20 protein-coding genes are annotated in these 24,757 nt (G+C 56.4%); 5 read left to right on the forward strand and 15 right to left on the reverse strand.

What is annotated here, in order from left to right; translation table 11 throughout:
* The first annotated feature begins 2 nt into the window (after nt 1-2).
* Nucleotides 3-893 (forward strand): maltose ABC transporter permease MalG, encoded by an 891-nt coding sequence (malG, locus tag ACWKXT_RS19820; protein WP_006810496.1) that lies wholly within the window; start codon nt 3-5, stop codon nt 891-893.
* A 96-nt stretch (nt 894-989) separates the two neighbouring features.
* Here malG and psiE read toward each other — a convergent pair whose 3' ends face one another.
* From psiE to pgi, 6 genes are all read right to left on the reverse strand, one after another.
* Nucleotides 990-1,400, reverse strand: a complete 411-nt coding sequence (gene psiE / locus ACWKXT_RS19825; RefSeq protein WP_000202963.1) for a phosphate-starvation-inducible protein PsiE — start codon at nt 1,398-1,400, stop codon at nt 990-992.
* 198 nt (nt 1,401-1,598) lie between these two features.
* A complete protein-coding gene (locus tag ACWKXT_RS19830; protein ID WP_454529251.1) occupies nt 1,599-3,695 on the reverse strand; it encodes a YjbH domain-containing protein in 2,097 nt (698 codons plus the stop codon).
* Nucleotides 3,695-4,432, reverse strand: a complete 738-nt coding sequence (locus tag ACWKXT_RS19835; RefSeq protein WP_454529252.1) for a capsule biosynthesis GfcC D2 domain-containing protein — start codon at nt 4,430-4,432, stop codon at nt 3,695-3,697. Before ACWKXT_RS19835 ends, ACWKXT_RS19830 begins: the two co-directional genes overlap by 1 nt.
* Nucleotides 4,429-5,067: a YjbF family lipoprotein gene (locus tag ACWKXT_RS19840; RefSeq protein ID WP_454529253.1), complete on the reverse strand. Its 639-nt coding sequence runs from the start codon at nt 5,065-5,067 to the stop codon at nt 4,429-4,431. Before ACWKXT_RS19840 ends, ACWKXT_RS19835 begins: the two co-directional genes overlap by 4 nt.
* A gap of 63 nt (nt 5,068-5,130) precedes the next feature.
* On the reverse strand, nt 5,131-5,373 hold the full coding sequence (gene yjbE / locus ACWKXT_RS19845) for an exopolysaccharide production protein YjbE (RefSeq protein ID WP_003860341.1): 243 nt from the start codon (nt 5,371-5,373) through the stop codon (nt 5,131-5,133).
* A gap of 366 nt (nt 5,374-5,739) precedes the next feature.
* Nucleotides 5,740-7,389 carry a glucose-6-phosphate isomerase gene (pgi, locus tag ACWKXT_RS19850; protein WP_454529254.1) on the reverse strand — a complete coding sequence of 550 codons (1,650 nt, stop codon included), beginning with the start codon at nt 7,387-7,389 and terminating at the stop codon, nt 5,740-5,742.
* A 374-nt stretch (nt 7,390-7,763) separates the two neighbouring features.
* On the opposite strand from pgi, the gene lysC reads away from it, so the two are divergent.
* The 3 genes from lysC (at nt 7,764) to ACWKXT_RS19865 (ending at nt 10,474) form a co-directional block, all read left to right on the forward strand.
* Complete coding sequence (lysC, locus tag ACWKXT_RS19855; protein WP_454533175.1) at nt 7,764-9,113, forward strand: lysine-sensitive aspartokinase 3; 1,350 nt, start codon at nt 7,764-7,766, stop codon at nt 9,111-9,113.
* Between the two features lie 93 nt (nt 9,114-9,206).
* Nucleotides 9,207-10,151 (forward strand): ketopantoate/pantoate/pantothenate transporter PanS, encoded by a 945-nt coding sequence (gene panS, locus ACWKXT_RS19860; RefSeq protein ID WP_454529256.1) that lies wholly within the window; start codon nt 9,207-9,209, stop codon nt 10,149-10,151.
* A 50-nt stretch (nt 10,152-10,201) separates the two neighbouring features.
* On the forward strand, nt 10,202-10,474 hold the full coding sequence (locus ACWKXT_RS19865; RefSeq protein ID WP_003860346.1) for a DUF3811 domain-containing protein: 273 nt from the start codon (nt 10,202-10,204) through the stop codon (nt 10,472-10,474).
* Here the strand turns inward: ACWKXT_RS19865 and rluF are convergent, their stop codons facing one another.
* The 5 genes from rluF to metH form a co-directional block, all read right to left on the reverse strand.
* Nucleotides 10,475-11,347, reverse strand: coding sequence for a 23S rRNA pseudouridine(2604) synthase RluF (gene rluF / locus ACWKXT_RS19870; RefSeq protein ID WP_454533176.1), 873 nt, complete (start codon nt 11,345-11,347; stop codon nt 10,475-10,477).
* A gap of 53 nt (nt 11,348-11,400) precedes the next feature.
* Entirely contained in the window at nt 11,401-11,739 is a 339-nt protein-coding gene (locus ACWKXT_RS19875) for a helix-turn-helix domain-containing protein (protein ID WP_032655712.1), read from the reverse strand.
* A gap of 2 nt (nt 11,740-11,741) precedes the next feature.
* Nucleotides 11,742-12,092 carry a type II toxin-antitoxin system RelE/ParE family toxin gene (locus ACWKXT_RS19880; protein WP_454533177.1) on the reverse strand — a complete coding sequence of 117 codons (351 nt, stop codon included), beginning with the start codon at nt 12,090-12,092 and terminating at the stop codon, nt 11,742-11,744.
* A 143-nt stretch (nt 12,093-12,235) separates the two neighbouring features.
* The gene (locus ACWKXT_RS19885; RefSeq protein WP_080329920.1) at nt 12,236-13,867 is read right to left on the reverse strand and encodes a Na/Pi cotransporter family protein; all 1,632 of its coding nucleotides are present in this window, start codon (nt 13,865-13,867) and stop codon (nt 12,236-12,238) included.
* 116 nt (nt 13,868-13,983) lie between these two features.
* Nucleotides 13,984-17,667, reverse strand: coding sequence for a methionine synthase (gene metH / locus ACWKXT_RS19890; protein ID WP_454533178.1), 3,684 nt, complete (start codon nt 17,665-17,667; stop codon nt 13,984-13,986).
* Nucleotides 17,668-17,860: 193 nt separating this feature from the next.
* On the opposite strand from metH, the gene iclR reads away from it, so the two are divergent.
* Nucleotides 17,861-18,688: a glyoxylate bypass operon transcriptional repressor IclR gene (gene iclR, locus ACWKXT_RS19895; RefSeq protein ID WP_454529260.1), complete on the forward strand. Its 828-nt coding sequence runs from the start codon at nt 17,861-17,863 to the stop codon at nt 18,686-18,688.
* Here the strand turns inward: iclR and aceK are convergent.
* The 4 genes from aceK to metA form a co-directional block, all read right to left on the reverse strand.
* On the reverse strand, nt 18,642-20,405 hold the full coding sequence (gene aceK, locus ACWKXT_RS19900; RefSeq protein ID WP_454533179.1) for a bifunctional isocitrate dehydrogenase kinase/phosphatase: 1,764 nt from the start codon (nt 20,403-20,405) through the stop codon (nt 18,642-18,644). The two genes, iclR and aceK, sit on opposite strands and share 47 nt — an antisense overlap.
* 50 nt (nt 20,406-20,455) lie before the next feature.
* Entirely contained in the window at nt 20,456-21,760 is a 1,305-nt protein-coding gene (gene aceA, locus ACWKXT_RS19905) for an isocitrate lyase (protein WP_029742132.1), read from the reverse strand.
* A gap of 31 nt (nt 21,761-21,791) precedes the next feature.
* Nucleotides 21,792-23,393, reverse strand: a complete 1,602-nt coding sequence (gene aceB, locus ACWKXT_RS19910) for a malate synthase A (protein WP_454533180.1) — start codon at nt 23,391-23,393, stop codon at nt 21,792-21,794.
* Nucleotides 23,394-23,663: 270 nt separating this feature from the next.
* Nucleotides 23,664-24,593 carry a homoserine O-succinyltransferase MetA gene (gene metA / locus ACWKXT_RS19915; protein ID WP_454533181.1) on the reverse strand — a complete coding sequence of 310 codons (930 nt, stop codon included), beginning with the start codon at nt 24,591-24,593 and terminating at the stop codon, nt 23,664-23,666.
* Nucleotides 24,594-24,757 lie beyond the last annotated feature (164 nt).

Consider the following 24,757-nt stretch of genomic DNA (forward strand, 5'->3'; position numbering starts at 1 on the left):
ACATGGCAATGGTACAACCCAAATCTCAGAAACTGCGCCTCCTGGCGACGCACTTAGGCCTGCTGATTTTCATCGCGGCCATCATGTTCCCGCTGTTGATGGTTATCGCCATCTCCCTGCGTTCGGGGAACTTCGCCACCGGGAGCCTGATCCCGGATGAAATTTCCTGGGAGCACTGGAAGCTCGCGCTGGGCTTCAGCGTGGAGCATGCGGATGGCCGCGTCACGCCGCCGCCGTTCCCGGTGCTGCTGTGGCTGTGGAACTCGGTGAAGGTAGCAACCATCACCGCGATCGGCATCGTGACGCTCTCCACCACCTGTGCTTACGCCTTCGCCCGCATGCGTTTCCCGGGCAAAGCGACGTTGCTGAAAGGGATGCTGATTTTCCAGATGTTCCCGGCGGTGCTGTCGCTGGTGGCGTTATATGCCTTGTTTGACCGTCTCGGCCAGTACGTGCCGTTTATCGGCCTGAACACCCACGGCGGCGTGATCTTCGCCTATCTTGGCGGCATCGCCCTGCATGTGTGGACCATTAAGGGCTATTTTGAAACGATCGACGGTTCGCTGGAAGAGGCGGCGTCGCTGGATGGCGCCACGCCGTGGCAGGCGTTCCGTCTGGTGCTGCTGCCGCTGTCCGTACCGATTCTGGCGGTGGTGTTTATCCTGTCGTTTATCGCGGCGATCACCGAAGTCCCGGTCGCCTCACTGTTACTGCGCGATGTGAACAGCTACACCCTGGCCGTCGGTATGCAGCAATACCTCAACCCGCAAAACTACCTGTGGGGCGACTTTGCCGCGGCGGCCGTACTCTCCGCCATCCCGATTACCGTGGTGTTCCTGCTGGCCCAGCGCTGGCTGGTGAATGGCCTGACGGCGGGCGGCGTGAAAGGTTAAGTTTCATTTGTTATGCCACTGCAACCCTCAACTTTAGACGTATTGTATTGACCCAACTTGTGACTGTTATTCGGCGCTCTTCGGAGCGCCATTTTTTTATTCGCGTTTCAGCCGCTTCGAGTTGCACAGCCAGAGGGTGATCACCAGTAGCAGGATCGCCGCCGAGTAGATCAGCACATCGAGCGGGGATTTATGATCGACGATGATCAGCCGCACAATCGCAGTGATACCTATGTAGACAAAATAACGTAGCGGGAAGTGAAAGCCCGACTGAAAGTACTTCACAATCAGGGCGATAAATTCAAAGTAGAGAAAGTAGACCACCAGGCCTTCCACCAGCGCGTATTTGCTGGTTTGCTCAGGGGCGAACAGCACATCCGCCAGATGCACCGTCTCTTTACCGAGAAAGACGACCAGGATCAGGCCAAGGCTCAGCAGACCGAGGTTAAGCACGGTCTGGAGTATCGTTGAGATAAACTCAACGCGCGGGCGAGTCAGGGATGTCATACAGCACCTCATTCTCCAGGGCGAGGTTCCTGTATAACGCAAAAATGTGACGGGGATCTATATTTTTTGTTTATGTTTGGCGCAATGGAGAGGATCGCCCCTCACCCTAACCCTCTCCCCAGAGGGGAGAGGGAACTCCTCGGTGCGGTTTTCACCCTCTCTCCTCTGGGGAGAGGGACGGGGTGAGGGGGACAAACATTAACGGAAATTAATGTTCTTATCGCTGGTCATGTCATACAGCTGGAATTTACGTCCAAGCTGCTGGCCGCCGTCACGCGTCAGCGGCGTCCAGCCCACTGCCGCACGGCTGCGGGTTGGGCCTGAGGAGAACAGATCCAGCGGAATCGACACGTAGACTCCTTTGGTGAAGTCCCCTTCCCCGTACTCGTCCGGCGAAACGTTGGTGATGGTGGCGTAGCCGCCCACCACGACGCCGCTGTCGAAGTGTTTGGAGATATCCAGCGTGCCGCCCTTATCGCCTGCCAGGTACTGCCCGACGCTGGCTTTCACCAGCACGTCCTGCGCGAACGACGGCGTCCAGTAGGCGGTCAGGTGGCCGGTTTTGACGCTGTAGTCGGTGAACTTCATCATGTCCTGCGCGCTGCGCCAGTCACGCTGCTTAACGTAGTTGGCATCAATCCCAAACGCCCAGTTGCTATCGACAGGACGATAAAGCACTTCCGCCCCCGCGCCGCCGTACATGGTTTCCAGATACCCGCCGTAGACCTGGCCGTAGAAGCCGTTGCCGAAGTACTGGAAGTAGTTAGCCTGCAGGTTATTCACGTAGGCATCGTTCTGCACGTACTCACGCACGCGGGTACGCACGCGCGGCAGCTTCGAATCGTTTGGCGGATTGGTGTAGTTGAACTTGTCGTAGTTATTGGCAAGGTTGCCGAACAGGCTGCCAGTGGTCAGCAGGTGGTCGGTGACCCACAGATCCGCCGTCGCCATCACGCCCAACTGATACATGTAGAAGTTTTCCGGCCCGCCAACGGACTGGTTCAGCACCGGGTCGATATGGAAATCAAAGCGCGATTTGTCGATATACCAGCCCTGCTCGGTGGTTTCCGGCACGATCGGCTCTACGCGTTTTTGCACCAGCTCGGTTTCATGCCCGAGCGGTTCGCCTTCCAGATGGCGCTTAAGGCTGGCGACATCGGTTTCGGTGGTGACCTGCGGCAGATTGAGGCGGTTCTCCGTCACCCGGATCGTGCGGATCCCGTCCGGGAGATCGTTCATCACGATCCGGTTAGCACGCTCGATCCCTTCCCGAGAATCGCGGTATTTCACCTGCTCGCCGGTGACGTACAGCGTATCGCCTTTCACCTGAATTTTCGGATCCGCCAGGCCAGCATTATATTTCAACAGCGTCAGCTGGTTTGCCACCACGGAGTGCTGCAGAATCGCATCCTGGGGCTCCGGCTGGTAGGCAGGCCGCGCATTATCGTTATAGTGCGGCCGCATGTCGTTGAAGTTGGTGCGCAGCGTGAAGCCAAACATCACCGTGTTGCCGCGCTCGTAGCTGAGGTTAACGTCGGCCCAGTCGGTGACGCGGTAAATGGCGCCGACGTTAAACTTGCTTTTCTGCTCAATCTTCCCGGCGAAATCGTGCGAGTAGTCGTTTCCTTCGTACTCCAGTTTCAGGCGCAGCGGCTGCCACGGTGTCTGGTATTCCACACCGCCGAACAGCGAGGCCGGGCCGTGGAACATCTGGTCGCCGTTGATAGAACCCGCTTTTTTGTAACTGTTGTCGCGGTAGCAGTATTTGTCACTGTAGGTACAGAACGGGTTTTTGACGTTGCCGCTGGTGCCGAGATAGCCCCAGCCAAGACCGAGAGAAAAATCAAACGGTCCCCAGGCCTTGTTGGCCACGATGTATTCCGCATCAAACAGACCGGTCCCGCCGATATCTTTTGCCCCCACGGAGACCTGCGGCATCCAGTAGCTCTCTTCCCACAGGCGCAGTTTGACGTCGAAAGCTTTATCTTTGTAGGTCTGATCGCCGGAGAACGCGTCGACGCTGCTGTACTGCTTCGTTCGTACGTCGGTATAGCGCAGCGTGGTTTCGAGCCACGGGAACAGCTGCACGGAGGCGGAATAGTAGCGATACTGGTCGTTATCGCGATAGTTCAGGCTAATTTCCCCTTCACGCGCCATACGCGCGGTAGGCGTTTGCAGTAAACCGACGCCGCCGAAGTCTGACTGAGACGGGCCAATGGGTGCCGGATAGGTTTCTGCATGGCAGGCGGCGCTCACACAAAGCGCCAGCATGCTGTAGAGATAGGTTCTTTTCATTATTCCGGTATCCGCTGTGTCAGGGAGTGAAGGATATCGGCGTTAAGCCCGTCATACGCCTTCGTCCAGAAATGGTCGGCAAAACCGACAAAAATGATGCTGCCCGGCATGGGTTCGATATGGCGTTTATTCCAGTACGCCACCGGCGCTTTTTGCGTATGCCCGTCTGGATAAATAATCCATGCGTAGCTGTTATCCGCGCCGCTCAGCAGGCTTTGTTCGTCGAGGTAGCTCGCGACGTCACGGCCGGGCGTAAAGGGCTTTTTACCGGGGCTGCTGATAAGCCCCATCACGGTCACCGTCGTCGGCTTCACCGGCAGCCAGAGCGTGTAATCCCCTACCAGCGCTGGGTTGCCGTTTTCCGCAACCCGCACTTTATCGGGATCCAGATTCACCTTCTGGCGGCCTGTCACCTTCAGCGCCTGAAGCTGCTGGCGCACGCTGTTAATGGCAGCGGCATCGTCGCCGTCTTCCTGCTCCGCCAGACCCGTCAGGCGAGCCAGCAGGGCACGGTGTTGTTGTTCCGCCTCAACCGTCGCCTGGCGCTCGCCGATCACGGCCCCCGGCCACCAGCTGTTGGCAAGCCTTGGCTGCCCGACGAGATCGAGCAGATGTTCTGCATTGGTTAAGGTTTTGGGGTTTTCACTGTCCGGCGTATAGACCTTTACTGTCCCTGCGGACCATGCCAGCGGTGCGGTAAGACTGGCGAGAAGCGCAACGTGGATGAGCGTTTTCATGATTTCGCCGCCTTGATCAGGGTGGTTTTCACCGGGAAGAAACCGGCACCGAGATACTGTAAGGACTGACGAATTTGCCCTTCCTCATCAATCCAGAAGCGGTTATGCCAGGTGACCTGGTCAGTCGTCACCTCTTCGTCCAGCACGCGCACCTGCGTTTCGTCGCTACCCACTTTCACGCTATCCGTACCGTCCCAGCGGAAGGTGGAGCGCGCCGTGGCGTAGCGCACCTGCTTATGCTCGGTCCAGCCCAGGGTGCGCGTCCAGCTTGCGCCATCGACTATCTGGTTCGGCCTGGTAAGCGGATCTTCCGCGAGGTTGTTGACCTCAAGCAGGTTGTCGCCGCCGAGCAGCGTTTTCACCATTCGGCCATGCTGCGTCACGATGGTGGCCTGATCCTGCGTCACCCATTTCTGCTGCCCGTTTTCATCGAAAGCGAGCACCACAAACAGCTGCGGGCCATCATTAAGCTGCATGTACTGACTGGCGTACGGCATGTTCTGAAGTTCGTCATCGGTCAACTGCACGCCCGGTGTGCCGAACATGCTTTCCCACAGTGAGGTTCCCAGCCCTTTGGTGGTGGCTGAGCACGCCTGCAACAGCAGGCAAATCAGGATGATTGCAGGTCGCTTCACGACTCTTCTCCGAAGGGGCGAAATAACCACACCGAAGTGTGGTTATGATTAAAACACCCGGTATTACTGGGTGCTGGTCGTCGTAGTGGTCGTGGTTCCGGTATTGGAGCCATCACCGCCACCGGTTGCCGCCAGCGCGACACCCACGGCTGAACTTACGGCGCTGGTGCTGGCTGCGGTAGAACTCCCCGCAGACGCAGACGTCGCTGCCGACCCTGCTGCTTCCCCGACCTGGACCGGAGCTGCATAGACAGACGTCGCCGCAAGTGCAGATATGGCAAAAATGCCATACAGTACTTTCTTCATAACAATTTCCCTTCAATGAATGAATGGAGATTTGCCCGAAAAGAATTTCAGGCGGATTCGAGTATACACAACTAAAGCAGAGGGTTTACCGTGGCTGGAAATAGGGGGAGGGTTTTCGGACTAATGGATAAAACCGAAACGAAAGAAAAATAAATTAAATATATAACCAACTAAAATCAAACAGTTATAATATAATCACATTCATTACATGCTGCGTATTTTCTTAAAATAAACCGCAGCAATTAACGGGTTAACCGTCTTTTTCGGATTAAACTCAGAGCCGGAATTTGAGTTAACTAACAGACATCAGGATTTATCCGATAAAAAAATGCCGGCATATCGCCGGCATTTTTCATGACATATTAATTACGCACGCCATGCTTTATAACGGTTAATCAAACCGTTTGTAGAGCTGTCGTGGCTGTCGATGGCTTTATCGTCACCCAGCTCTGGCAGAATGCGGTTTGCCAGCTGTTTGCCCAGCTCAACGCCCCACTGGTCAAAGGTGAAGATGTTCAGGATAGCGCCCTGCGTGAAGATCTTGTGCTCATACAAGGCAATCAGCGCGCCCAGGCTGAACGGCGTGATTTCGCGCAGCAGGATGGAGTTAGTTGGACGGTTGCCTTCGAACACTTTGAACGGCACAACGTGCTCCAGCGTGGCCGGATCTTTACCCTGATCACGGTATTCCTGCTCTACCACCTCGCGGGATTTACCGAACGCCAGCGCTTCGGTCTGTGCGAAGAAGTTAGACAGCAGCTTCGGATGGTGGTCGGACAGCGGGTTGTGGGTGATAGCCGGGGCGATGAAATCGCACGGTACCATTTTGGTGCCCTGGTGGATCAGCTGGTAGAACGCGTGCTGACCGTTGGTGCCTGGCTCGCCCCAGATGATTGGGCCGGTCTGGTAATCCACCGCGTTGCCGTTACGGTCAACGTACTTACCGTTGGATTCCATGTTGCCCTGCTGGAAGTAGGCCGCAAAGCGGTGCATGTACTGGTCGTACGGCAGAATCGCTTCGGTTTCAGCGCCGAAGAAATTGTTGTACCAGATACCGATCAGCGCCAGCAGCACCGGCAGGTTTTTCTCTGGTGCGGTCGTGGAGAAGTGTTTATCCATCGCGTGCGCGCCGGAGAGCAGCTCAACGAAGTTGTCGAAGCCCACGGACAGGATGATGGACAGACCAATCGCAGACCACAGAGAGTAGCGGCCGCCAACCCAGTCCCAGAACTCAAACATGTTCGCGGTGTCGATACCGAACTCGCTGACGGCTTTACCGTTGGTGGAGAGCGCCGCGAAGTGTTTCGCCACGTGCTTGTTGTCGCCTGCGGTTTTCAGGAACCAGTCGCGCGCGCTGTGGGCGTTGGTCATGGTTTCCTGGGTGGTGAAGGTTTTGGACGCGACCAGGAACAGGGTGGTTTCCGGATTCACATTCTTCAGCACTTCGGCGATGTGGGTACCATCGACGTTAGAGACAAAGTGCATGTTGAGGTGATTTTTGTACGGACGCAGCGCTTCGGTCACCATGAACGGGCCGAGGTCAGAGCCGCCGATGCCGATGTTCACCACGTCGGTGATCGCTTTGCCAGTGTAGCCTTTCCAGCTACCGGAGATGATCGCTTCGGAGAAGGTTTTCATCTTTTCCAGCACCGCGTTCACTTCCGGCATCACATCTTTGCCGTCTACGATAATTGGCGTATTGCTACGGTTACGCAGGGCCACGTGCAACACGGCACGGTCTTCGGTACGGTTGATCTTCTCACCGGAGAACATGGATTTGATGGCGTCTGCCAGTTGGGTCTCTTTCGCCAGGTCCTGCAGTTTTGCCAGCGTCTCTTCGGTAATGCGGTTTTTGGAGAAATCCACCAGCATCAGGTCGTCGAAGGTCGCGGAGAACTTACTGAAACGATCGGCATCTTTCGCGAACAGGTCCGCGATGGTGACGTCTTTCATTTCATCAAAATGTTTCTGTAGTGCCTGCCAGGCAGCGGTCTGCGTTGGGTTGATGTTTTTCATTAGCAATACTCTTCTGATTTGAGAATTGTGACTGCGGTCGATTGTAGCGCCTGCAAATAAAAATTGTGATGGTTTTTATGCCATTGCCCTGGTCTGCATCAAACGCAGGTGAAAAGACCCGAAAAGTATAGCTGCTGCCGAGCCTTCCCGGGGCGGCGAAATGTCGGTCAAAACAGGGTAAAAAGGAGCATAAAATATGGCCCTGTTATAAGTCCTGTTTCTCAGGGGTACCCCCCTATAAAAAATCCGCATAATCCCAGCATTGACAGGACCTCCCCCGCATTTTATTTATAGGGCCGTATTTTGCGCCTGCACCTGTCTTCGTTTCATTCTTGTGCCATGGTCGCTTATTCATTCCCTGACACGAGGTTGTTATGACGAGTTTTGTGGTCGCCAAGTTTGGCGGCACCAGTGTGGCAGACTACGATGCCATGAACCGCAGCGCCGATGTGGTGCTGGCCGATCCGAATACCCGCCTGGTGGTGCTGTCTGCATCCGCTGGCGTGACGAACCTGCTGGTTTCTTTGTCTGAAGGACTGGAAGCGACCGAACGTTTCGTGAAGCTGGATGCACTGCGCAAAATTCAGTTCGATATCCTTGAGCGTCTGCAAAACCCGAACGTTATTCGTGAGGAAGTGGAGCGCCTGCTGGAAAATATCACCACCCTGGCAGAAGCCGCTTCGCTGGCAACCTCTACCGCCCTGACCGATGAGCTGGTCAGCCACGGTGAATTAATGTCTACCCTGCTGTTCGTTGAGATCCTGCGCGAGCGTAACGTTCAGGCCCAGTGGTTTGACGTGCGCAAAGTGATGCGCACCAGCGACCGCTTTGGGCGCGCCGAACCGGACGTTGAGATGCTGGCCGAGCTCACTAACCAGCAGCTGGCACCGCGCCTGGCAGAAAGTATGGTAATCACCCAGGGCTTTATCGGTAGCGAAGCCAAAGGCCGCACCACCACGCTTGGCCGTGGCGGCAGCGACTACACCGCCGCGCTGCTGGGCGAAGCCCTGCACGCGACCCGCGTGGATATCTGGACGGACGTGCCGGGGATTTACACCACCGACCCGCGCGTGGTCTCTGCGGCAAAACGTATTGATGTGATCGCGTTTGAAGAAGCGGCGGAAATGGCCACCTTCGGCGCGAAAGTGCTGCACCCGGCAACGCTGCTGCCCGCCGTGCGCAGCGACATTCCGGTCTTCGTGGGTTCCAGTAAAGATCCAAAAGCGGGCGGGACGCTGGTCTGCAAGAAAACCGAGAACCCGCCGCTGTTCCGCGCGCTGGCCCTGCGCCGCCGCCAGACGCTGGTCACGCTGCATAGCCACAATATGCTGCACTCCCGCGGTTTCCTGGCGGAAGTGTTTGGCATCCTGGCGCGCCACAATATCTCTGTAGATTTGATTACCACTTCCGAAGTGAGTATTGCGCTGACGCTGGACACCACCGGTTCAACTTCAACGGGTGACACCCTGCTGACGCAGTCGCTGCTGATTGAGCTGTCTGAGCTGTGCCGTGTGGAAGTGGAAGAAGACCTGGCGCTGGTAGCCATCATCGGCAACAAGCTGTCGCGCGCCTGTGGCGTGGGTAAAGAGGTGTTCGGCGTGCTCGACCCGTTCAATATCCGCATGATCTGCTACGGCGCATCCAGCTATAACCTCTGCTTCCTGGTGCCTGCCGAACAGGCTGAGCAGGTCGTGCAAAAACTTCATAAGAATTTGTTTGAATAAAATGCGTTAGCACGATACACAATATCTATAAGCCGGGCACAGACCCGGCTTTTTCATAACTAAACAACACGACAATACTGCAAGGAATTCACTATGTTATCGGTCATCACCCGGCTGTTCCCGCTATGGGCGCTGCTGCTCTCCGTACTCGCGTATTACACCCCCTCCACCTTCACGGGCATTGGTCCGTGGGTCGCCACGCTGCTGATGCTGATCATGTTCGGTATGGGCGTGCATCTGAAAATCGACGACTTCAAACGCGTGCTGTCTCGCCCTGCGCCCGTCGCAGCAGGGATCTTCCTGCACTACCTGGTGATGCCGCTTGCGGCGTGGCTGCTGGCGATGGCCTTTAAGATGCCACCAGACTTATCCGCCGGGATGGTGCTGGTGGGCAGCGTCGCCAGTGGGACCGCATCGAATGTCATGATCTATCTGGCGAAAGGCGACGTGGCGCTCTCCGTCACCATCTCTTCCGTTTCCACGCTGGTGGGCGTGTTTGCCACGCCGCTATTAACCCGCCTGTACGTGGACGCGCATATCCAGGTGGACGTGATGGGCATGCTGCTCAGCATCCTGCAAATCGTGGTGATCCCGATTGCGCTGGGGCTGGTGATCCACCATCTCTTCCCGCGGGTGGTGAAAGCGGTTGAGCCGTACCTGCCCGCATTTTCTATGGTCTGCATTCTGGCGATCATCAGCGCCGTGGTGGCGGGTTCCGCATCGCACATTGCCTCCGTGGGCCTTGTGGTAATCATCGCAGTGGTGCTGCATAACACGATTGGCCTGTTGGGCGGCTACTGGGGCGGGAAGCTGTTCGGTTTTGACGAATCCACCTGCCGCACGCTGGCAATTGAGGTGGGCATGCAGAACTCCGGCCTGGCGGCGGCGCTGGGTAAAATTTACTTCTCGCCGCTGGCGGCACTGCCTGGAGCGCTGTTCTCCGTCTGGCACAACCTGTCCGGCTCGCTGCTGGCGGGATACTGGTCCGGCAAACCGATTGATGAACAAACGAAAAAAGATGCGGTGAAGCAGGGTTAATTGACGCGGCTTGCTTTACACTGGAGCCTCCCCATCAGGAGGCTTCAGCAATGGCTACACCACGTTTGACCCAGAAAGACATGACGGAAGCCGAGCAGCGCGAACTGAAAACGCTACTCGACCGCGCCCGCATCGCGCATGGCCGCACGCTGACGAACGCCGAAACCAATCAGGTTAAAAAAGAGTACATCGATAAACTGATGGCGCAGCGTGAGGCTGCGGCGAAAAAAGCCCGCAAGCTGAAAAAAGAGCAGGCTTATAAGCCGGATGCAGAGGCGACCTTCTCCTGGTCCGCCAATACATCAACCCGTGGAAGGCGCTAATCAGCGCCCTTTCTTTTTGCGCCCCGGCTGGGTAAAGCGTTTTCCGTTGCCCAGCTTGCCTCGCCCTTTCTCTTCCGCCTGCGGTGCCTTCACCACCGGACGCTTTATCGCCTGCGTTTTCGGTTTCGCTTTAGCTTTTGGCTTCGCTTCGGACGAGGAGTTCTCGATAAGCTTGAACAGCTCGATCAGCTCGTCATCCGTTAAGTCACGCCACTCGCCTAGCGGGATCCCGGACAGGCTGACGTTCATGATGCGCGTGCGTTCGAGCTTCGTCACTTCATAACCGAAGTACTCGCACATGCGGCGGATCTGGCGGTTCAGGCCCTGCACCAGCGTGATACGGAACGCGAACGGCGCCTCTTTTTTGACCTTACACTTCTTCGTCACGGTGCCCAGAATCGGCACGCCTGCGCCCATTCCCCGGATAAACTCGTCCGTAACCGGCTTGTTCACCGTAACGATATACTCTTTCTCGTGGTCGTTCCCGGCACGCAGAATTTTGTTGACCAGATCGCCGTGGTTAGTGAGAAAAATCAGCCCCTGGGAGTCTTTATCCAGACGGCCAATCGGGAAGATACGACTGCTGTGGTTCACGAAATCAACGATGTTATCCCGCTCGCCGTCTTCCGTGGTGCTGACAATCCCAACCGGTTTATTCAACGCGATAAACACCAGGTCTTCAGCATCACGCGGTTCGATGACCTGACCATTCACTTTAACCACATCGCCAGGCACTACCTGATCGCCGATGGTGGCGCGTTTGCCGTTAAGAAACACGTTACCCTGTTCAATGTAACGGTCAGCCTCGCGACGTGAGCAGATCCCGCTCTCGCTAATGTATTTGTTTAATCGGGTTGATTGAGTTGGCAGCATAGTTTCTCCTGTGAAGGGCGAAATATACCTTAGGTTTGGGCTGGAAAAAAAGATTAGCCGACGGTAACTGAGACGGGTTTTCCAAGTTTACATAACATCATGATCAGCGTATCAAGGGTGAACTTACTGGTTTTGAGGTTCACGACATCAGACACGCGGGGACGAGAGACGTTTAGCCTGGCGGCAGCGTCAGTCTGACGCAGTTTATTCTCCGCAATCCACGAGGAAATTTCCTGCATCAGTTGCCGCTTGATGGCAAGCAACTGCTCAACCTCTTTTTCGGCACTTTCGTGCAACTGTTTAGCTTCACTTTCTTCAAAACCCAGCTCAGCAAAAATGTTCGTTTCTGAAGCTGTCACATGCCGAATTTTTGTATCAACGCGTCTTCCCATTTTTAACCTCTCCGGGCATCAAGCACCGCCTGAAAACGTGCTTTTGCTATGTATTTATCATGACCTGATGTCCGCTGCGTTTTCTTATTAAAGCTATGCAGTACGTACACGGCATCTTCATATCGAGCCAGATAGAGGATTCGATAAGCGCCAGACTGACCACGGAGCCGTATCTCAGCAACGCCTTTACCTATCTCTGACATCGGCTTCCAGTCAACCGCTTCTAACCCTGCCTGCAGCCGGTGTAACTGATACCCAGCGTCTTTGCGTATTTCCTCAGGGAAACCGAGCAAATCATTAAAGGCACTTCCCATCCAGGCAATGGGCCTCAGTACTGGCCTTTCTGATAGCATATCACATCCTTGTATAAAATTTTATACACCTATGAACGTAAAATGTGGCTGAGTAGGTTTATCAACCCCCACTCATCCACGTTACGTTTTCGTCAGGACGTAGTCATGTTAGATAGAATGAAACTGCGAGGCGCTTTCAGAGATTAATACTCATCCCGCTCGTCGTCTTCATCCGGCTGCTCCATCACGCTGTACGCCACCGCACAGAACAACGAGTTGAGACGCTTCATATCCCCCAGCAGCCCCAGGTGCAGGGAGCTGGTCTCGATACTCTGCACGTTCTGCTGGTGCAGACGCTCAACGTGGGCGTGCGAGTAACGACGGTTCAGAATACGGAAACGATGCTTATTGCGGCGCAGGCGGCGCGCGCTCGGCACGTCGCTGGAGAAGAAGACCGACATCGCCAGCTTAAGGTTGCTCACCAGCTGTTCGTGGAGTGCTTCGAGCTCCTTCAGCCCTTCTACAGAAAATGCGCGACGCGCGGCCAGCGATTTATCGGCGATCTCACTGCCCATACGCTCTACAATATCCGAAGCCTGTTCGAGGTTAAGCGACATCTCAATGATTTCCGCCCAGCGGCGCGACTCCTCTTCCGCCAGCTCGTCCTGCGGGATACGCGCCAGATAAAGCTTGATGGCGGTATAGAGCACGTTGATGTCGTCCGCCAGCCTGCGCAGCTCTTTCTCTTCGCGCGGCTCGCCGTGCATCACCTTCTGCAGCCCTTCAAGCATGGTTTCCATCGCGTCGCCCATACGCAGCGTTTCACGCGCGGCATTAGCGATAGCCAGCGCCGGGGTATCCAGTACTGAAGTATCCAGATGCTTAGGCTTGAGGCGCGCATCAAGCTCCGGTTCGTCGCGGATGAGGCGCTCGCAGAAGCGGGCCATCGGCGCGGCAAACGGCACCATCGCCAGACAGCGCACCAGGTTGTAGAAGACGTGGAAGTAGATCACCAGCTCCGCTTTCGGCAGCGGGAGGTTGTCCATCAGGTTCGCCAGCGGGTGCACAAACGGCAGAATAATCAGGCTGCCCACCAGCTTAAACAGCAGGCTTCCCAGCGCCACGCGGCGGGCGGCGGCATTAGCGGCGCTGTTGTTGAGCATCGCCAGCAGGCCCGAACCGAGGTTGGCACCAATCACCAGACACAGCGCCACCGGAAAGGAGATCGCTCCTGCGGCAGTGAGCGTGGCCGTCAGCAGCACCGCCGCCAGGCTTGAGTAGCTGACGATGGCAAACACCGCCCCGATCAGCGCATCCAGCATAATATCGCCGGTCAACGAGGCGAAGATGACCTGCACGCCGTTGGCCTGGGTGATAGGCGTCACCGCCTGCACAATTAGCTCAAGCGCCAGCAGGATGAGGCCGAGGCCAATGCCGACGCGGCCCAGCTGCCCGGCGCGCGTCTGCTTGCGGCCAAGGAAGAAGATAACCCCAATGAAAATCAGCAGCGGCGACAGCCAGGAGAGGTCAAAGGTCAGGATACGCGCCATCAACGCGGTACCGACGTCGGCACCCAGGACAATCACCAGCGCCGGGGCGAGCGCGACCAGATCCTGCGCCACAAACGAGGTGACGAGCATGGTGGTGGCATTGCTGCTTTGCACCAGCGCCGTGACGCCAATACCCGCGCAGAAAGCGAGCGGCTTCTTCTCAACACTGCCGCTGAGAACGGTACGTAAACGTGCGCCAAACACGCGCATCACACCGGTCCGAACGATATGAGTGCCCCATACCAGCAGTGCGACTGCGGAGAGCAGGTGTAACAACGTCAACACGGTAGGCATTCCTCCTTATCGTTATTCGTTTTCCTGAGGTTCAGTATAAGGGTTTAAACGTAAGAAAGAGACAGGGCACCGTTGAGGTGCCCTGTTTGTTGTAAGGAAAAGTGACCTTAGTCTGCGTCGTAGCCCAAATTCGGCGCCAGCCAGCGTTCAACTTCAGACACGCTCATGCCTTTGCGCAGGGCGTAATCTTCGATCTGGTCGCGCTGCAGCTGCGCCACGGCGAAGTATTTGCTGTCCGGATGACTGAAGTACCAGCCCGAGACGGATGCGCCCGGCCACATGGCGAACGACTCGGTGAGTTTCATCCCTGTGTGCGCTTCAACGTCCAGCAATTTCCAGATAGTGCCCTTCTCGGTGTGTTCCGGACAGGCCGGATAGCCCGGTGCCGGACGAATCCCCTGGTAGTTTTCGCGGATCAGCTCCTCGTTGCTGAGGTTCTCATTGGCCGCGTAGCCCCAGTGCACCTTACGTACGCGTTCGTGGAGGTACTCGGCGAAGGCTTCCGCCAGGCGATCGGCGATCGCTTTCACCATGATTTTGTTGTAATCATCGTGCTGTGCGTCGTACGCATCCGCCAGCGCGTCCTCTTCCAGACCGCCGGTTACGGCAAACGCGCCGATATAGTCGGCTTTACCGGAGAGTTTCGGTGCGACGAAATCCGCCAGGCAGTAGTTGGCAAAGCCCACTTTCTCGGTTTGCTGGCGCAGGTGATGGCTTACGGCCAGCACGTGGGTGCGGGTTTCATCACGGTAGATTTCCACGTCGTCGCCCACTCGGTTCGCCGGGAACAGCCCCACCACCCCGCGCGGGTTGAGGGCTTTCTCTGCGCTCAGCCTGTCGAGCATGTCGTTGGCATCTTTAAACAGACGCTTCGCCTCTTCGCCTACCACCTCATCTTCAAGAATGCGCGGATATTTGCCCGCCAGAGACCAGGTCATAAAGAACGGCGTCCAGTCGATGTAGTTGCGCAGCGTTTCGATGCTGGCCGTCACGTCCTGCACGCCCAGACGGTGCGCGACCGGCGGCGTATAGCTGGACCAGTCGAACGCCAGATCGTTATCGCGCGCTGCCTGAAGTGAAACCGGCGGAGTACGCGGTTTCTTGCGACCATGCTGGATGCGGACGGTTTCGTACTCTTTGCGGGTGCGCGTCACAAAATCATCGCGCTGGGTGTCAGACAGCAGCGCGGAGACCACGCCCACGGTGCGCGAGGCGTTCTGCACGTACACCGTCGGGCCGCTGTAGTTCTGCTCGATCTTCACCGCCGTGTGCGCTTTCGAGGTGGTCGCCCCGCCAATCAGCAGCGGAATGGTGAAGCCCTGACGCTCCATCTCTTTTGCCACGTTGACCATTTCGTCCAGCGACGGCGTGATCAACCCGGAAAGACCAATCAGATCCGCATTCACTTCGCGCGCGGTCTTGAGGATTTTGTCCGCCGGGACCATCACGCCAAGGTCGATAATTTCGTAGTTATTACACTGCAACACCACGCCGACGATATTCTTGCCGATGTCGTGCACGTCGCCCTTCACGGTGGCGATAACCATCTTGCCGTTGCTGGAGCCTTTCTCTTTGCTGGCCTCGATAAACGGCTCCAGATACGCCACGGCCTGCTTCATCACGCGGGCGGATTTCACTACCTGCGGCAGGAACATTTTGCCCTCGCCGAACAGATCGCCGACCACGTTCATGCCGTCCATCAGCGGTCCTTCGATCACCTCAATCGGGCGGGCTGCCTGCTGACGCGCCTCCTCAGTATCCTGCTCAATGAACTCGGTAATGCCTTTCACCAGCGAATATTCCAGACGCTTTTTCACATCCCAGGAGCGCCACTCGGCCTGCTGAACGTTGGCCGATTCGTCAGATTTACTGCCGCGGTATTTCTCCGCCAGATCCAGCATGCGCTCGGTGGCGTCGTCGCGGCGGTTAAGGATCACGTCCTCAACGGCATCGCGTAGCTCGGCAGGCAGATCGTCGTAAATCGCCAGCTGGCCGGCATTGACGATCCCCATGTCCATCCCGTTGCGGATGGCGTAGTAGAGGAACACGGCGTGGATCGCTTCGCGCACCGGGTCGTTGCCGCGGAACGAGAACGAGACGTTCGACACACCGCCGGAAATCAGCGCGTGCGGCAGCTCGCGTTTAATGTCCTCACACGCACCGATAAAGTCCTGGGCGTAGTTGTTGTGCTCTTCGATGCCGGTCGCGACGGCGAAGATGTTCGGGTCGAAAATAATGTCTTCCGGCGGGAAGCCCACCTCTTCGGTCAGAATTTTGTACGCGCGGCGGCATATCTCAATTTTGCGCTCGCGGGTATCGGCCTGGCCCACTTCATCGAAAGCCATCACCACCACGGCGGCCCCGTAGCGACGGACCAGCTTCGCGTGGTGGATAAAGGTATCGACGCCCTCTTTCATCGAGATGGAGTTAACGATGCCTTTGCCCTGAATGCATTTCAGCCCTTTTTCGATGACCTCCCATTTGGAGGAGTCAATCATGATCGGCACGCGGGCGATATCCGGCTCACCGGCAATCAGGTTGAGGAAACGCACCATCGCCGCTTCGGCGTCGAGCATCCCCTCATCCATATTGATATCGATAATCTGCGCGCCGCTTTCCACCTGCTGGCGGGCAACGTCCAGCGCTTCGCTGTACTTCTCTTCTTTGATCAGGCGCTTGAACTTTGCGGAGCCGGTAACGTTTGTACGCTCACCCACGTTCACAAACAGGCTGTCGTCGCCGATGGTCAACGGCTCGAGGCCGGAAAGGCGACAGGCAACCGGAAGCTCGGGCAGCTTGCGCGGCGGCAGTCCGGCGACGGCGTTGCTCATGGCCGCGATGTGCTCCGGCGTGGTGCCGCAGCAGCCGCCGACGACGTTGAGGAAGCCAGATTCGGCCCATTCGCGGATTTGCGCCGCCATGGTGTCGGCATCGAGATCGTACTCACCGAACGCGTTCGGCAGACCGGCGTTCGGGTGGGCGGTGACGTAGCACTCTGCGATGCGCGAAAGCTCCTGCACGTACTGGCGCAGTTCGTCCGGCCCCAGCGCGCAGTTCAGGCCGAAGGAGAGCGCTTCGGCGTGGCGCAGGGAGTTATAAAACGCTTCGGTTGTCTGGCCGGACAGTGTACGGCCAGAAGCGTCAGTGATGGTGCCGGAAATCATGATCGGCAGGTCAACGCCCAGCGCCTCGAACTCCTCTTTCACCGCGTAAATTGCCGCTTTGGCGTTGAGGGTGTCGAATACGGTTTCAATCAGGATCAGGTCGGAACCGCCTTCCACCAGCGCCTTGGTCGATTCACGGTAGGCCACAACCAGCTGGTCAAAGGTGATATTACGAAACGCCGGATCGTTCACGTCCGGAGAAATCGACGCGGTGCGGTTGGTCGGGCCCAGCACCCCGGCAACGTAGCGAGGCTTGTCCGGCGTGCGGGCCGTCCACTCGTCGGCACAGGCGCGCGCCAGCTTCGCGGCTTCAAAGTTGATCTCCGCCGACAGGGATTCCATCTGGTAATCCGCCATGGCGATGGTTGTCGAGTTGAAGGTGTTGGTTTCAACGATATCCGCACCCGCTTCGAAGTAGGCGTTGTGGATATCCTTAATCACGGACGGCTTGCTGAGCACCAGCAGGTCGTTGTTTCCTTTCAGATCGCATGGCCAGTCGGCGAAGCGCTCGCCGCGAAAATCGTCTTCACTCAGACGATAGCCCTGGATCATGGTGCCCATGCCGCCGTCCAGCACCAGAATTCGTTCATTTAACTGCGCACGCAGTTGCTCTACTTTGCTGCTCACACTTGCTCCCGACAACGCTCAACAAGGCCAAAAGGCTGCGTTCCATACTGGCACAATCTCGCAGGGTCGAAAAGTCACACAGCGGTAACATGAGACATGTTCACTATCACTCCTCCGATCAGTCAGGAAAGCGGTTGCAAATTCACCAAATAAAACGAAAATGATTTCCACGATACAGAAAAAGGAGTTCGTCATGGTTACGACCGTTCCCGCTAAACGCGGCAGAAAACCTGCTGCAACCACCGCTGCACAACCTGGCGGACAGGTTCAATCCCTGACGCGCGGTCTGAAGCTGCTGGAGTGGATAGCCGAGTCGCACGGCAGCGTGGCCCTGACCGAGCTGGCCCAGCAGGCTGGCCTGCCGAACTCCACCACGCACCGCCTGCTGACCACCATGCAGCAGTTGGGCTTCGTGCGTCAGGTGGGCGAGCTGGGACACTGGGCGGTGGGGGCGCATGCGTTTATCGTGGGGAGTAGCTTCCTGCAGAGCCGCAACCTGCTGGCGATTGTCCACCCGATTCTGCGCAAGCTGATGGAGGAGTCCGGCGAGACGGTCAACCTGGCGGTGCTGGATCAGAGCGACCACCAGGCGATTATCATCGACCAGGTGCAGTGTACGCAGCTGATGCGTATGTCCGCGCCGATTGGCGGCAAGCTGCCGATGCACGCCTCCGGGGCGGGCAAAGCGTTTCTCTCGCAGCTGAGCGAGGACCAGGTGACGGGGCTGCTGCACCGTAAAGGGTTGCACGCCTATACCCACGCCACGCTGGTTTCGCCCGTGCATCTGAAAGAAGATCTGGCTTTAACCCGCAAGCGCGGCTATTCGTTTGACGATGAAGAGCATGCGCTCGGTCTGCGCTGCCTCGCGGCCTGCATTTTTGACGAGCACCGCGAGCCGTTTGCGGCCATTTCCATTTCCGGACCGATTTCGCGCATGACTGATGACCGCGTGACCGAGCTGGGCGCGCTGGTGATTAAGGCGGCGAAAGAGGTGACGCTGGCGTATGGTGGGATTCGTTAAACCGCACACAAAACCGCTGCTTGCGGCGGTAAGCGTAGACATCTTCCACATGCCCATTTTTAATCCGCGTTTGCAGCCCGCGCCAGTAGCTGGCGCGGAACAAATCCTCATGCATCTCTGCGAATAGCGGCCCGATACGCGGGTCTGCACATAACCAGTGGCGAAATTCTTCCGGAAACACATCGCCAGGCGAGACGCTGTACCATGGTTCACCGGACAGCTCATCTTCCGGGTAACGGGGCGGCGGGATATCGCGAAAGTTCACCTCGGTCATGTAGCAAATTTCATCGTAATCATAGAACACCACGCGCCCATGACGGGTGACGCCAAAGTTTTTAAACAGCATATCGCCCGGGAAGATATTGGCGGCGGCAAGCTGGCGAATCGCGTTGCCGTACTCTTCAATGGCATCCCGCAGCGCCTGACCTTCGGACTGCTCCAGCCAGATATTTAGCGGCACCATACGGCGCTCAATATAAAGGTGGCTAATCACGATTTTGTCGCCAAGATCGGTAATTTTCGCAGGTGTTTCCTGCATCAAAAGTGTCATAAGCGCCGGAGCGATCTGCTGTTTATCCAGCACAAAGTTTTCAAACTCCTGAGTATCCGCCATCCGCCCAACGCGGTCGTGCTCTTTGACCAGCTGATAGCAGGCGCGGACGTGAGCGGCGCTCATCTCTTTCTGCGGGGCAAATTTATCCTTAATCACCTTAAACACGCGGTCAAAGCCGGGTAGCGTGAAAACCAGCATCACCATACCGCGAATGCCGGGCGCTTCGATAAACTGCTCATCGGCGGTGGTGACATAGCGCAGGTATTCCCGGTAGCTTTCCGTTTTGGCGTGCTTCTGGCAGCCAATCGCCATATACAGCTCTGCCGTGGTTTTACCCGGCAGGATCTCGCGCAGCCACTCCACCAGAGCGGCAGGTAACGGTGCATAGACCATAAAATAGGAACGCGCGAAGCCAAACACGATGCTGGCCTCGGCGCTGGTGGTCAGGCAGGTATCGACAAACAGTTCCCCATCGTCGGTACGGTGGATTGGTAGCAGAAACGGCACGATGGCTGTCGGCGTAACCAGTTTGCCTACCAGCCAGGCGGCTTTATTTCGGTAGAAAAGCTCGTTAACTACCTGCAAATGGCTTTGGCTGAGTACCTCAGCGCCGAAGGTTTCGATGAGATGCGCGTGGATGTAACTGATATCCCGGAATTTATTCTCCCAGGGCAGACGCAGAGGCAAATCAGTTAATACGCGGTTCAGGAGCTTTTCCCATCCACGCTCGGGAAAGAAGTCTTTCGCCAGCGGACGCGGAATGGAACGAAAGCGTCGCTCGGGCTGGGAGCTGAAGATAAATAACCGCTCAGGAGATAATGAGCGGTGGTCAAATAACCGGCAATAGACGGAGTTAAAAAAGCTCTCCGCAATCTCAAAGCGCGGGTAGTCGGGTAACAAATGGGTGTAATGCTCTTTCACGCGCAGTAAAAATTCCGCATCCGGACTTTTACCGTCGGTAATGCAGCGCAACTGCTCCACCACCAGACCCACGTGATGGTCGTAGAGATGGATACGCTGCTTCATGGCCTGCTGAACCGCATGCCAGTCAGCCTGTTCAAAGCGCTGCTGCGCGCCGGAGGTGACTTCCAGAAAACGACCATACTGGGCGTCGAAGCCTTGCAAAATAGTTTGGGCAATCAGTAATTCCAGACCACGCGACATATATTCCCCCTCACCCCAACCCTCTCCCCGAGGGGGAGAGGGGGAAAAGATTAGAACTGTGCTTCTTCCGTTGAACCCGTTAAGGCGGTGACGGATGAGGTCCCGCCCTGAATAATCGTGGTCACGTTATCGAAATAGCCCGTCCCAACTTCCTGCTGGTGCGAGACGAAGGTATAGCCGTCTTTGCCCGCGGCAAATTCCGGCTGCTGCACCTTCTCAACGTAGTGCTTCATGCCCTCACCCTGCGCGTAGGCGTGCGCCAGGTCGAACATGTTGAACCACATGCTGTGGATACCCGCCAGGGTAATGAACTGGTATTTGTAGCCCATGTCGGACAGCTGCTGCTGGAAGCTGGCGATCGTTTTGTCATCCAGCTTTTTCTGCCAGTTGAAGGACGGCGAACAGTTATAGGCCAGCAGCTTGCCCGGGTATTTCGCGTGAATCGCATCGGCAAAGCGCTTCGCCAGCGCCAGATCCGGCGTGGAGGTTTCACACCAGACCAGGTCGGCGTAAGGGGCATACGCCAGGCCGCGGCTTATCGCCTGCTCAATGCCGGCATGCGTGCGATAGAACCCTTCGCTGGTACGCTCGCCAGTGATGAACTCACTGTCGTACGGATCGCAGTCAGAGGTAATCAGGTCCGCCGCATCGGCATCGGTACGGGCAATCACCAGCGTCGGTACGCCGAGCACGTCAGCAGCCAGACGTGCGGCAACCAGCTTCTGAATCGCTTCCTGAGTCGGAACGAGCACCTTACCGCCCATGTGTCCGCATTTCTTCACTGACGCCAGCTGGTCTTCGAAGTGAACGGCCGCTGCACCGGCCTCAATCATCGATTTCATCAGTTCGAAGGCGTTCAGCACGCCGCCGAAGCCTGCTTCCGCATCCGCGACGATCGGCAGGAAGTAGTCCGTAAAGCGCGGATCGCCTGGTTCGATACCGGCAGCCCACTGGATCTGATCCGCACGGCGGAAGGTATTGTTGATCCGATCCACCACCGACGGCACCGAGTTAGCCGGATAGAGCGACTGATCCGGGTACATGCTGGAGGCCAGGTTGGCGTCCGCCGCGACCTGCCAGCCTGAGAGGTAAATCGCCTCAATACCGGCCTTCGCCTGCTGCAGTGCCTGTCCGCCGGTCAGCGCGCCGAGGCTGTTGATATAACCTTTTTTAGAGCCACCGTGCAGCAGCTTCCACATTTTCGCCGCACCGTTCTGTGCCAGCGTGCATTCCGGGTTGACCGAGCCGCGTAATTTCACCACTTCCTCTGCGCTGTATGGGCGGCGGATGCCTTCCCAGCGCGGTTGTGTCCACTCTTTCTTTAACTCTTCGATTTGTTGGGTACGGGTTTTCATGTGCAGATGCTCCATATTGTTATGTGGTGAGTTACGCCAGGAAGCGGTAGCCCGGCAGGGTCAGGAAGTCGATTAAGTCATCTGATGTGGTGATTTGCTCCATCAGGCGCGCAGCGTCGTCAAAGCGTCCGCTGCTGAAGCGGTGTTCGCCCAGCTCGTCCTGAATCACGCGCATCTCTTCGGCCAGCATCTGGCGGAACAGGGATTTGGTCACCGGTTTGCCGTTGCTGAGCGTTTTTTGATGGTGGATCCACTGCCAGATGGAGGTGCGGGAGATTTCCGCCGTCGCGGCATCTTCCATCAGGCCGTAGATAGGCACGCAGCCGTTGCCGGAGATCCACGCTTCGATGTACTGGACCGCGACGCGGATATTGGCGCGCATGCCCTCTTCCGTACGTTCACCCGCACACGGCGCCAGCAGCTGCTCTTCTGCGATTGGCGCGTCGTCTTCACGGGTGACAAACAGCTGGTTTTTGTTGTCGCCGAGTACACGGTTAAAGACCTCCATCGCCGTGTCGGCCAGGCCAGGATGGGCAATCCACGTGCCGTCGTGACCGTTGCGGGCTTCAAGCTCTTTGTCGGCTTTCACCTTGTTGAGCACCTGATTGTTGCGCTCTGCGTCTTTGCTTGGGATAAAGGCCGCCATGCCGCCCATCGCGAACGCACCGCGCTTGTGGCAGGTTTTAATCAGCAGGCGCGAGTAGGCGCTCAGGAAAGGCTTATCCATGGTGACGACCTGACGATCCGGCAGTACGCGGTCGGCATGATTTTTCAGGGTTTTGATATAGCTAAAGATGTAATCCCAGCGTCCGCAGTTCAGGCCGACAATGTGGTCGCGCAGCGCATGCAGGATTTCATGCATCTGGAATACCGCTGGCAGCGTTTCAATCAGCAGCGTGGCCTTAATGGTGCCACGCGGCAGGTCAAAACGATCTTCGGCGTAGCTGAACACTTCGCTCCACCAGGCCGCTTCCTGCCAGGACTGTGTTTTTGGCAGGTAGAAATAAGGGCCGCTGCCTTTGGCCAGCAGGCTTTTATGGTTGTGGAAGAAATAGAGCGCGAAATCAAAGAGGCTGCCCGGAATGGCTTCCCCGCGCCAGGTCACGTGCTTTTCAGGTAAATGCAGACCGCGTACGCGACAGATCAGCACCGCCGGGTTCGGTTTGAGCTGGTAGATTTTACCGGCTTCGTTGGTATAGCTGATGGTGCCGTTCACGGCATCGCGCAGGTTGATCTGCCCGTCGATAACTTTGTTCCAGTCTGGCGCCAGTGAGTCTTCAAAATCGGCCATAAAGACTTTAACGTTGGCGTTCATGGCGTTGATCACCATTTTGCGCTCTACCGGACCGGTGATCTCAACGCGACGATCCTGTAAATCTTCAGGGATGCCGCGGATTTTCCACTCACCACGACGAATGGAAGCGGTTTCCGAAATGAAGCCAGGCAACTTGCCATCGTCAATTTCCTGCTGCTGATGAATGCGTGCCGCCAGCAGCTTATTACGCTGCGGCGTAAAGCGGGTCACCAGTTCAGTCAGAAACTCTACCGCTTCCGCCGTCAAAACCTGCTGTTCTTGCTCGCCGTACGGCTTGGTAAAGGCCAGTTCATCGACCGTCGTTGCCTGTTGAGTCATTACTCTGCTCCTCATCAAAGATCCAAAATCACTCCCCCGATGCGAACGAAAGATCGTTGTGTAGTTTTCGCTCAGCAGAATTAAGACTATCTATAATTTTCCCAAAATCAAAAACAATTTCCATTTTAATTAAATTTACATTGCAACTTTTTGATTAATATGGAATTAAAATTTTATCGAATGATGAGTAGGATTTCGGAAATAAAAAAGGCACCCGAAGGTGCCTGATTTGAATAGCTGAAACGCTTTAGGATCGTTTAACGCAGACGATTACTCCAGCGTTGGATTCATGTGGCGAAGATCGTATGGCGTAATCTGGTAGACGTAATAGTTGAGCCAGTTAGTAAACAGCAAATTTCCGTGGCTGCGCCAGGTCGCCCGAGGCGTGTTTTGCGGATCGTTTTTCGGGAAATAGTTGTATGGGACATCAGGACTGAGACCTGCTTCAACGTCACGGAAATACTCTGACGCGAGGGTATCGGGATCGTACTCCGGATGTCCCGTAACGAACGCGATGCGCTTATCTTTGCTGGCAAACAGGTAGGCATCGCCGTCTTCCGTTTCGGCCAGGATTTCCAGATCGGTGTAATCACGGATCAGCTGAGCCGGGAAATCGGCGTAGCGAGAATGCGGGGCCAGGAAGGTGTCATCAAAACCACGCGTCAGCAGCGCGTGGGGGTGAAGAATATGGTGTTCGTACACGCCAGAAAGCTTGTCGCTGCGGGTTTGCTTGGGAATGCCATAGAGGATATTCAGTGCGGCCTGTACCGCCCAACAGACAAACAGCGTGGAGGTGACGTGATCTTTTGCCCACTCCAGAACCTGTTTTATCTGCGGCCAGTAGGCGACATCGTTAAACTCAACCAGGCCGAGCGGCGCACCAGTGACGATCAGACCATCAAAGTTCTCATCGCGGATGTCGCCAAAGTTACAGTAAAAGTTATTCAGATGCTCGGCAGGGGTGTTGCGTGACTCACGGGCATCGATCCGCAACAGTTGAATATCGACCTGCAGTGGGGAGTTCGACAGCAGGCGCAGGAACTGATTCTCCGTTTCGATCTTTTTGGGCATCAGATTGAGAATAAGCACCTTCAGCGGGCGAATTTCCTGACCTGAAGCGCGTGAAGTTGTCATGACGAAGACGTTTTCTTCACGTAAGAAATTGACGGCTGGTAGCTCGTCCTGCACCCGAATCGGCATAACCTTAAATCCTCACAGCATACGTATAAACGTTTAGACATCCAGACAGCTAACCATACCCAGAAACGGTATGAATGTCGAGTCTGCAAGCGAAAGGTGAGAAAGTTTCAAGGAGAGGGAAAACAAAAGCAAAAAACCCCGCACCTTACGGTACGGGGTTCTTC

The sequence above is a fragment of the Enterobacter sp. UPMP701 genome, assembly GCF_053709515.1.

Coding starts and splice junctions, on each gene's coding strand:
- malG (WP_006810496.1), top strand. CDS start 3: ATGGCAATGGTACAACCCAAATCTCAGAAACTGCGCCTCCTGGCGACG.
- psiE (WP_000202963.1), bottom strand. CDS start 1,400: ATGACATCCCTGACTCGCCCGCGCGTTGAGTTTATCTCAACGATACTC.
- ACWKXT_RS19830 (WP_454529251.1), bottom strand. CDS start 3,695: ATGAAAAGAACCTATCTCTACAGCATGCTGGCGCTTTGTGTGAGCGCC.
- ACWKXT_RS19835 (WP_454529252.1), bottom strand. CDS start 4,432: ATGAAAACGCTCATCCACGTTGCGCTTCTCGCCAGTCTTACCGCACCG.
- yjbE (WP_003860341.1), bottom strand. CDS start 5,373: ATGAAGAAAGTACTGTATGGCATTTTTGCCATATCTGCACTTGCGGCG.
- pgi (WP_454529254.1), bottom strand. CDS start 7,389: ATGAAAAACATCAACCCAACGCAGACCGCTGCCTGGCAGGCACTACAG.
- lysC (WP_454533175.1), top strand. CDS start 7,764: ATGACGAGTTTTGTGGTCGCCAAGTTTGGCGGCACCAGTGTGGCAGAC.
- panS (WP_454529256.1), top strand. CDS start 9,207: ATGTTATCGGTCATCACCCGGCTGTTCCCGCTATGGGCGCTGCTGCTC.
- ACWKXT_RS19865 (WP_003860346.1), top strand. CDS start 10,202: ATGGCTACACCACGTTTGACCCAGAAAGACATGACGGAAGCCGAGCAG.
- rluF (WP_454533176.1), bottom strand. CDS start 11,347: ATGCTGCCAACTCAATCAACCCGATTAAACAAATACATTAGCGAGAGC.
- ACWKXT_RS19875 (WP_032655712.1), bottom strand. CDS start 11,739: ATGGGAAGACGCGTTGATACAAAAATTCGGCATGTGACAGCTTCAGAA.
- ACWKXT_RS19880 (WP_454533177.1), bottom strand. CDS start 12,092: ATGCTATCAGAAAGGCCAGTACTGAGGCCCATTGCCTGGATGGGAAGT.
- iclR (WP_454529260.1), top strand. CDS start 17,861: ATGGTTACGACCGTTCCCGCTAAACGCGGCAGAAAACCTGCTGCAACC.
- aceK (WP_454533179.1), bottom strand. CDS start 20,405: ATGTCGCGTGGTCTGGAATTACTGATTGCCCAAACTATTTTGCAAGGC.
- aceA (WP_029742132.1), bottom strand. CDS start 21,760: ATGAAAACCCGTACCCAACAAATCGAAGAGTTAAAGAAAGAGTGGACA.
- aceB (WP_454533180.1), bottom strand. CDS start 23,393: ATGACTCAACAGGCAACGACGGTCGATGAACTGGCCTTTACCAAGCCG.
- metA (WP_454533181.1), bottom strand. CDS start 24,593: ATGCCGATTCGGGTGCAGGACGAGCTACCAGCCGTCAATTTCTTACGT.